Below are 7,918 nucleotides of genomic sequence, written 5' to 3' on the forward strand. Positions count from 1 at the left end.
AGGTCGAGGACCTCGTCCACGAAGGCCTGGTCGGCGCCGGGGTGCTCCACGCGCACGCGCCGGTCGCACAGGTCGCGGGCCAGGTGGTAGGGCAGCATGACCCGGCGCTTCTGGGTGACGCGGTTGACGCGCTGCTTGATCTCGACGGAGACGGGGGTGTCCTCGGCGGCCGGGCCGACCTCGCCGTAGCGGCGCACGCGCAGCTTGCGGCGGAACCTCAGGCCCTCGATCTTCTCATGGTAGAAGCGCAGCCGGTCGGTGTCGTAGTACAGGCTCCACACGCCGTAGCCGTCGGGCCCGGCGTTGCGGTCGGCCCGCATGCGCGCGGTGAGTTCGGCGCGCACGTCCCGGGCCTGGTCGGCGGGGACGAGGTACTTGAGTTCGTAGCGGTTGAAGGCGTGGAGCCTGCTCGGCGCCCTCAGCCGGTCCCCGGCGGCGGTGCCGGTCGGGGTACCGGCCGGTGCGGCCTTCGCGGCGTGCCCGGCGTTCCCGGCGGGACCGGGGTCGCGTGGTGGTACCACGGTGCCTCCTTTCCTGAGGGTGGTGACGACGGGAAGGACACAACCCGACGACCCTGCGAAGAGGCGGAGAACTTCCTGAGAGGTTCCTGAGAGCCGGGGCCGCAGCCCCTGGTGGGCGCGTGGTCAGGGGTGAGGGTGAGAGGTGGGTGAGAACACCGGTCGGGTACCGCCCGGGGAGGGGCGGACCGGCGACAGGGGTAGCACCGGCGGCGGACGGGTAGCGGACCGCACGACAGGCCTGACCGGCGAGAACGCCGCGGGCCGGACGGGGGGACGATGCAGACCTTCCTGCCCCAACCCGGGTTCGCCGAGTGCGCGCGGGCGCTGGACGACCGCAGGCTGGGCAAGCAGCGGGTGGAGACCATGCAGGTGCTGCGGGCCCTGGTGTGGCCCGAGTACGGGTGGAAGCGCCACCCCGCCGTGGCGATGTGGCGCGGCTTCGTGCCCGCGCTGGTGGGTTACGGGGTGGCGGTGTGCCGCGAGTGGCGCCGCCGCGGGTACGCCGACTCGGTGCTGCCCTCGCTGCTGGCCTTCACCGGGAACCGCGTCCCCGAGGAGGAGGAGCTGTGGGAGCGCGACATGCTCCCGCCGTGGCTGGGCGACGACGCGCTGCACCTGTCGCACCGCTCGGCCCTGGTGTACAAGGACCCGGCGCACTACGCGCCGCTGTTCCCCGGCACGCCCGGCGGTCTGCCCTACGTCTGGCCCCGGCCGGTCTTCCCCCGGTGGCCGCTGCGGCGCGGCACCTCGGCGGCGACACCGGTGGAGGAGGCGGCGGAACTGGTGGAGGCGGTCGCGCTCTCGGACGGGCAGGCCGCCGCCCTGGGACGGCTGGTCGAGGGCCGCAGCGCGTCGCTGCGGCTCACCGGCCCCGGCGACACCCTGCCCGGCCTGCTGGCCGGGCTGTGCACGCCCGGTGAGACGCTGTGGCTGGTGCCCGGGACGCCACCGCCCAGGCCGCGGGGGAGTGACGCCGCCGCCCCGGGCTCCCCGGAGGCGGTGGGGCGGACCAGCCGGTCGACCGCGCGGCAGCCCGGCCCCGAGGACGAGGCGGCGATGCGCGAAGAGGTCGGCGAACCCGAGTTCCGGTTCCGCCGGGTCCCTCCCGGGGAGGGGTCGGAGGCTCCCGTGCCGCCCGGGGCCGGTCTGGTCGTCCTCGACGGCGCCGAACTGCCCGAGCCGAGATCGGCCCCGCTGGTGCTGCGCCTGCTGCCCGCGGTGGAGGCCTAGCGCCGTTCCCGGGGAGGGCGCTCACCCCTTCCGGTGCTTGGGGCACAGTGGTCCCGGGCAGGTGACCGCGACAGCGACGCGGTCGCCCGCGTCACCGACAGCGCACACGGAAGGGTGGCACATGGATTCCGCGAGTGGACGAGCCGAGGGCGCGGCGAAGGAGGGAGCGAAGGCCGGGGCCGCGCGTGCGCGCGCACGCTCCGCACCGCGCAGGCCCGGCCCGAGCAAGGCGGAGTTGGAGGCGGCCCGGAACAGGCTGGTCCCGGACGTGATCGCCGAGGACCTGAGCGTGCTCTTCTGCGGGATCAACCCCGGCCTGACCTCGGGCGCGGTCGGGCACCACTTCGCCAAGCCGGGTACGCGCTTCTGGCCCTCCCTGCACGGGTCCGGCTTCACCCCGCGCCAGCTCAGGCCGGATGAGGAGGACGAACTGCTGTCCCTGGGCCTGGGCATCACCAACGTCGTCGAGCGGGCCACGGCCCAGGCGGACGAGCTGGACCGGGAGGAGTACGTGGAGGGCGGGCGCAGGCTGCGGGAGAAGGTCCTGCGGTGGCGGCCCCGGTGGCTGGCCGTCCTGGGCGTGACGGCCTACCGGGAGGCCTTCGCCGAACGCCGCGCGGCAGTGGGTCCCCAGGACGCGGAGATCGGCGGCGCCCGGGTGTGGCTGCTGCCCAACCCCAGCGGCCGCAACGCGCACTGGCAGCTGGGGCCGCTCATCGGGGAGTTCGCGCGCCTGCGACGCGCCGCCGGGCTGCCGGACCGGTCCGGCGGAGCGGCCTGACCCGTAGGCGGTCCGGCCCGCCGAAGCGCCCCACCACGTCAGAGGGCGCGCCGACCGGCATCCGCCGCCCCCGGTCCCGCGGGGCCAGGGTCGGCCAGGACCGGCGAACGCCTCACAGCGCCCGGCTCGCGCGGGAACGCGGACCGCCCGCCCCGGCCCGCCGGAACACCGGCCGTGCCGGGGCCCGCGCCCTCCTGTCCGGCGCCGACCGGCATCCGGCCCGCTCAGCGCGGGGACAGCCCGCGTTCGGCCAGGGCCTCGCGCAGGATCCGCACCGCCTTGGGCCCGACCCCGTGCAGCGCGCCCAGCTCGGCCCCGGTGAGCGCGGCGACCTGTTCCAGGGTGGTCAGTCCGGCCCCCGCGAGCGCCCGGGTCGCCGGTGCGCCGATGGCCCTGGGCAGGTCCCCCACATCACCCGGGACCGCGGACGCGGCTGCCTCGGCCGACGCCGCCAACCGCTGGGGCGCACGGGACAGCCAGGCCCGCCGGACCAGGGCGTTGAGGTCCTGGCCGTTCACGTCGGCCAGGGGCACGCCGAAGCCGACGGGCCTGCCCGCCCGCACCCACCGCTCCCCGGTCGGGTGCGCGGCCACCGCGGCCTCGGTCTCGGCGTCCGGGAGGCGGAGCAGCACCCGGCCGTCCCCGCTCACCGAGGCGAAGACCCTGCCGCGCACCGAGAACGCGACCGTGCCGGAGCGGGTGCCCTCCTCGACCTCCGGGAGGGCGAGCGCGGCCTTGCGCAGCTGGGACAGAGTGGTCATGGGGCCGATGCTAGACGCCCCCGCCGACATACGGCCGGTGCGCGCCCGCGCCGAACCCGCCGCGTCCGGGGCATGACAGATGTCATGCCCGGTCCGTGCGGAACGCGGAGGGAACTCGTGACCCGCGGCACCCTGCGGCGATCACGCTCCGTACTAGCGTCGAACCATGCACAGCAACGACAGCTCCTCCTCCAGGGCTCCCCTCCCTCAGACGGAGGCCCCCTTCTCCGCGCCCCCGGGCGCGGGCGGGGCGCAGGCGCCCGCGCGCACGCCCTCCGGCCCGGCCGCGCCGCACCCGCGCCGCCGCGGCCCGTGTCCCCTCCCGCCGGGCGTGGAGTACCACCGGGTACTCGCCGGGGACAGGCGCCGGATCGGCCGGGGAGTCCTCGCGATCGCGCTCCTGGTGGCCGGGCTGTTCGCCTCCAACATCGTTCTGGCCGTGGCCGCCGCCTTCGCCGACAGCCTGATGGGCAGGACCAACCCGACCTTCGGCGGCACCGACTACACACCGCTCTTCCTCGCCGCGAACCTGGTGTCGATCGCCCTGCTCATCCCGTGGAGCATGCTGCTCCAACGGTGGCTCTACGGGGTGCGCGGCCCTTCGCTGCACTCGGTGCTGTCGAGTCTTCGCTTCGACCTGCTCGGCCGGGCGCTCCTGTTCATCGGCCCCCTCTGGCTGTTCCTCTCGTTCATCGGCCCCGCCGTCATGCCCCTGCGCGAGGTCCACTGGTCCACCGCCACACTCCTCACGGTCCTCGCCGTCAACCTCCTGTTGACGCCCCTCCAGGCGGCGGGTGAGGAGTACGGTTTCCGCGGGCTCGTGTTCCGCGTCGCCGGAAGCTGGGGGCGCGGCCCGCGTACGGCGCTGTTCCTCGGCGTCCTCGTCTCCGGTCTGGCGTTCACCGCCGTCCACCTCTCGACCGATCCGTGGTTCAACCTCTGGTGCCTCACGCTCTCCGTCAGCCTGGCCGTCGTCACCTGGCGCACCGGCGGCATCGAGATCGCGGTCGTCGTCCACGCTCTGCACAACACACTCGCCGCCCTGGTCCTCACGGTCCTGCACGCCGATCCGAACCCCGCGCTCGACCGTTCGGCGGGTACCGGGTCCGCTGCCCTGGCCGTGCTCTGCGTCGCCGTCGCGGCCGTCGCGGCGGTGGTGTGGTGGCGCACGCGCGGGACGGGACCGGCCCTGACCCCCTCCGGCCCGTGACCGGCGCGGGTATGACGGGAGAATCACGTCCATGAGCAATCCGCCGCTGGTCGGCGCGCGCAGGTTCGAGACCTACGTGCGCTGGTCCACCTACCTGGCCGTCGCGACTCCGGTCGGAACACTCCTCCGGAGCGCGGTGGAGGCCGACCGGCTCACTGGAGCTCCCCTGACCGCGCTGGTCGCGGCGGCCGTGCTGTGCCTGCTCCTGGTCGGCGGGAACGTCCTCGTCACCAAGTGGAGCATCGACACCGTCGTCGGACGCGCGCGGGGGTTCCCCGTCACCGCCGTCGTCGGGTGGGCCCTGGTCCTGGCGGCGTTCGTCGCCGTGGCCCTGATGCTTCCCCTTCCCGCGATGGACATGACGGTCGCGGCGGCGATCGCCTCGGCGGCCGCGAGCCTCGCACCGGCCCTCCACGCCCGCCGGGCGCTGCTGCTCCACGCGGCGGCGCTGGTGCTGAACACCGCGCTCGTGGGATTCGCGGACGTCGTGGTCCTGCTGGTCGGGGCGCTGATGATCAGCGCCGTCCTGTGGTTGTGCTGGTCCAGCGCGTGGATGCTGCGGGTGCTGCTCGAACTCCAGGCGGCCCACGAGGACCGCGCCGCGCTCGCCCTGGCCAACGAACGCCTGCGCATCTCCCGCGACCTGCACGACGTGTTCGGCCGCACCCTGGCCGCGATCGCGGTCAAGAGCTCGCTGGCCTCCGAACTCGTCCAGCGCGGCCACGGCGAACGGGCCGCGACGGAGATCTCCGCGATCCGCGGACTGGCCGAGGAGGCGGGCACCGAGGTCCGCCGCGTCGTGCGCGGCGAGCTGCGCACGACCTGGGAGGACGAGGTCTCGGGCGCCCGTTCTCTGCTCAGGTCCGCCGGTATCCGCTGCACGGTGACCGGGGATCCCGTCCCCGAGCGGTGCGCGGAGCCCCTGGCGTGGGTCGTGCGCGAGGGCGTCACCAACCTGCTGCGCCACGCCTCGGCCACCCAGGTCACCCTCGCGACCGCGAACGAGGACGGGGAGGTGCACCTGACCGTCGCCAACGACGGAGCCGGTCCCCCGCGGTCCGCGCGGGACGGCGAGGGCACCGGGCTGCGCGCGATGTCCGAGCGCCTGCACGCGCTCGGCGGGCACGTCACGGCGCGCCGTGACGGAGACTGGTTCCTGCTCGACGCCGTGCTCCCGCTTCCGAAGGACGCCCCCAGATGACACGCATCCTCGTCGCCGACGACGAACACCTCATCCGCGACGCCGTCGCCGGACTGCTCGACCTGGAGGAGGACTTCGAGGTCGTCGCCCAGGCGGCCTCCGGCGACGAGGCGCTGGCCATGGCCCTCAAACTCCGCCCGGACGTGGCCCTGCTCGACCTGCAACTGCCCGGCCCCGACGGCATCGAGATCGCCCGCAGGCTCGCCACCGAGCTGCCCGGATGCCGGTGCGTCATCGTCACCTCCCACGGCCGCCCCGGCTACCTGAAGTCGGCGCTCGCGGCGGGTGTGAGCGGCTTCCTGCCCAAGACCGTGTCCTCGCGCACCTTCGCCGAGGTCGTGCGCAAGGTCGCGGCCGGAGGCCGCTACGTCGATCCCGAACTCGCGGCCGAGGCGATCAGCGCGGGCGACTCCCCGCTCAGCCCGCGCGAGGCCGACGTGCTGGCCCTGGCCCGCGACGGCGCACCCGTGGAGGAGATCGCCCGGCGCGTCTCGCTCTCGCGGGGGACGGTGCGCAACTACCTCGCGGCCGCCGTCGCCAAGCTCGACGCCGCCAACCGGCACGAGGCCGCGCACATCGCCGCCGAACACGGCTGGATCTGAACGGAGCGGTTCACCGCGCCCGCCGGGGACTCAGTTGCCGCGACCCGCGTCCGGGCCGCGACGGGACCGGAGCCCGGCGCACGCCGACCCGGCGATGCCCTCCGCGCCCGCTAACCCCGGGCAGCGGCCAGCAGGACGTCCACCAACCGGTCGGCGGCGTCGGGACGCCCGTGCTCGCGGGCCCGCTCCGCGATCTGCGCGCGCCGCCGCGGGTCGGCCAGCAGCGGTTCCACCGCCGCCTGGAGCCCCTGGGCGTTGACCTGGTCCAGCAGGGCCACCGCCGCGCCCGACTCCTGGAGGTGGCGGGCGTTGTGGCGCTGCTCGTCCCCCGCCGACGAGGCCAGCGGAACGAACACGGCGGCCTTGCCCAGCGCGGTCAGCTCAGCGATCGTCCCCGCGCCGCTGCGGGAGACCACCACGTCGGCCAGCGCCAGCACGTCGGGGAGTTCGGGGCCGACGAAGTCCGTCAGGTGGTACCGCTCGGCGAGGCCGGGCGTGAGCTGGGCGGCGCTGCGGCGCGCCTCCTCCAGGTTCGCCGGTCCGCACTGGTGCACGACGTTGGCGCGCGCGAGCAGCCAGGGCAGGATGTCGCGGATCATGCCGTTGATCTGCACGGCGCCCTGCGCCCCGCCCGTGACGTAGACGGTGGGCAGCGAGGAGTCGTAGCCGGTGAACCCGAGCGCCTTGGGCGCCCGGTCGGCCTGCCCGGTCAGCACCTCGGGGCGCACCGGGTTGCCGGTGATGACCGCGCTGTCGCGCGCGGAGTCGGGGAGCAGCTCGGTCGTGGACGGGGAGGACACCGCCACACGGGCCGCGACGCGGGCGAGGACCTTGTTGGCCAGGCCCAGCCGGACCGTCTGCTCGTGCACCACGAGGGGACGGCGGCACATCTTCGCGGCCAGGCCCACGGGCACGGCCACGTAGCCGCCGGTGGCCAGCACCACGTCGGGGGCGAAGTCCGAGACCAGCGCGCGGGCCTGCGCGACGCCCCGGGGGACGTTGCTCATGTCCTTGATGTTGGCCCGGGAGGCGAGTTTGAGGGGGTTCTTCGAGCGCCGGATCTTGCCGGTCGCGACCGACTCGAAGGGGATGCCGTTGGCGGCGGCGACCCGGGACTCCAGGCTGTCCGCCGTGCCCACCCACAGCACGCTCAGGGCGACCCCGGCCGCCGCCAACCGGTCACGCAGCGCGCGGACGGCGGTGAGGGCCGGATAGGTGTGCCCGCCTGTTCCTCCTCCGGTCACGATCAGGCGCATGTCCCGTGCAGGGGGGTTGCCGCTGTTCACCAGTTCCTCCCGGAGGATGCCCCGGAGCGGGGCCGCAAGAAGCTACCGACAAAGAAAAGGGCCACACGGAGCGGCGCGGCGCTCGTCCTGTGCCCAACAGCACCGTAGCCGCCGCCGGACCCGTCCCGGTACGCCCCCCGCTCCAGCCGGGGTGGGGACGGCCACACCGGCCCCCGCGCGGGCGGGACGCGGCCGTGGTCCGCCCACCGCTCCGGCGTCCCTTCCGCCGAACGGAGAACGGCACCCGCGGGGAAGGGAGAGCGCGGGGAAGGCGCGGAACGTGTCCGGCCGTCGAATCGGCGTTCCCGGAAACAGTGGCGCGGCAC

8 protein-coding genes are annotated in these 7,918 nt (G+C 74.9%); 5 read left to right on the forward strand and 3 right to left on the reverse strand.

The window, feature by feature from the left end:
- Positions 1–521: VTC domain-containing protein (locus tag DQW06_RS07250; RefSeq protein ID WP_117198185.1), on the reverse strand; the 521-nt coding region annotated here is incomplete at its 3' end.
- A 276-nt stretch (positions 522–797) separates the two neighbouring features.
- On the opposite strand from DQW06_RS07250, the gene DQW06_RS07255 reads away from it, so the two are divergent.
- The gene (locus DQW06_RS07255; protein ID WP_117198186.1) at positions 798–1,751 is read left to right on the forward strand and encodes an MSMEG_6728 family protein; all 954 of its coding nucleotides are present in this window, start codon (positions 798–800) and stop codon (positions 1,749–1,751) included.
- 235 nt (positions 1,752–1,986) lie between these two features.
- Complete coding sequence (mug, locus tag DQW06_RS07260; RefSeq protein ID WP_013152847.1) at positions 1,987–2,532, forward strand: G/U mismatch-specific DNA glycosylase; 546 nt, start codon at positions 1,987–1,989, stop codon at positions 2,530–2,532.
- A 224-nt stretch (positions 2,533–2,756) separates the two neighbouring features.
- On the opposite strand, the gene DQW06_RS07265 is transcribed toward mug, so the two are convergent.
- The gene (locus tag DQW06_RS07265) at positions 2,757–3,293 is read right to left on the reverse strand and encodes a hypothetical protein (protein ID WP_117198187.1); all 537 of its coding nucleotides are present in this window, start codon (positions 3,291–3,293) and stop codon (positions 2,757–2,759) included.
- 166 nt (positions 3,294–3,459) lie between these two features.
- On the opposite strand from DQW06_RS07265, the gene DQW06_RS07270 reads away from it, so the two are divergent.
- Genes DQW06_RS07270 through DQW06_RS07280 form a run of 3 tightly spaced genes read left to right on the forward strand, consistent with a single transcriptional unit; the run spans position 3,460 to position 6,306 of the window.
- Complete coding sequence (locus tag DQW06_RS07270; protein WP_117198188.1) at positions 3,460–4,503, forward strand: CPBP family intramembrane glutamic endopeptidase; 1,044 nt, start codon at positions 3,460–3,462, stop codon at positions 4,501–4,503.
- Between the two features lie 31 nt (positions 4,504–4,534).
- Positions 4,535–5,704 (forward strand): sensor histidine kinase, encoded by a 1,170-nt coding sequence (locus DQW06_RS07275; protein WP_013152844.1) that lies wholly within the window; start codon positions 4,535–4,537, stop codon positions 5,702–5,704.
- Positions 5,701–6,306, forward strand: coding sequence for a DNA-binding response regulator (locus tag DQW06_RS07280; protein ID WP_013152843.1), 606 nt, complete (start codon positions 5,701–5,703; stop codon positions 6,304–6,306). Before DQW06_RS07275 ends, DQW06_RS07280 begins: the two co-directional genes overlap by 4 nt.
- Positions 6,307–6,416: 110 nt before the next feature.
- Here DQW06_RS07280 and DQW06_RS07285 read toward each other — a convergent pair whose 3' ends face one another.
- Positions 6,417–7,562 carry a glycosyltransferase gene (locus DQW06_RS07285; protein WP_370449065.1) on the reverse strand — a complete coding sequence of 382 codons (1,146 nt, stop codon included), beginning with the start codon at positions 7,560–7,562 and terminating at the stop codon, positions 6,417–6,419.
- Positions 7,563–7,918 lie beyond the last annotated feature (356 nt).

This window comes from Nocardiopsis sp. TNDT3 (assembly GCF_003427465.1).
GTDB lineage: Bacteria > Actinomycetota > Actinomycetes > Streptosporangiales > Streptosporangiaceae > Nocardiopsis > Nocardiopsis dassonvillei.

Bases quoted from the DNA above. Each gene is read 5' to 3' on its own strand.
- DQW06_RS07265 (WP_117198187.1), bottom strand. From the start codon at position 3,293: ATGACCACTCTGTCCCAGCTGCGCAAGGCCGCGCTCGCCCTCCCGGAG.
- DQW06_RS07275 (WP_013152844.1), top strand. From the start codon at position 4,535: ATGAGCAATCCGCCGCTGGTCGGCGCGCGCAGGTTCGAGACCTACGTG.
- DQW06_RS07255 (WP_117198186.1), top strand. From the start codon at position 798: ATGCAGACCTTCCTGCCCCAACCCGGGTTCGCCGAGTGCGCGCGGGCG.
- DQW06_RS07270 (WP_117198188.1), top strand. From the start codon at position 3,460: ATGCACAGCAACGACAGCTCCTCCTCCAGGGCTCCCCTCCCTCAGACG.
- DQW06_RS07280 (WP_013152843.1), top strand. From the start codon at position 5,701: ATGACACGCATCCTCGTCGCCGACGACGAACACCTCATCCGCGACGCC.
- DQW06_RS07285 (WP_370449065.1), bottom strand. From the start codon at position 7,562: ATGCGCCTGATCGTGACCGGAGGAGGAACAGGCGGGCACACCTATCCG.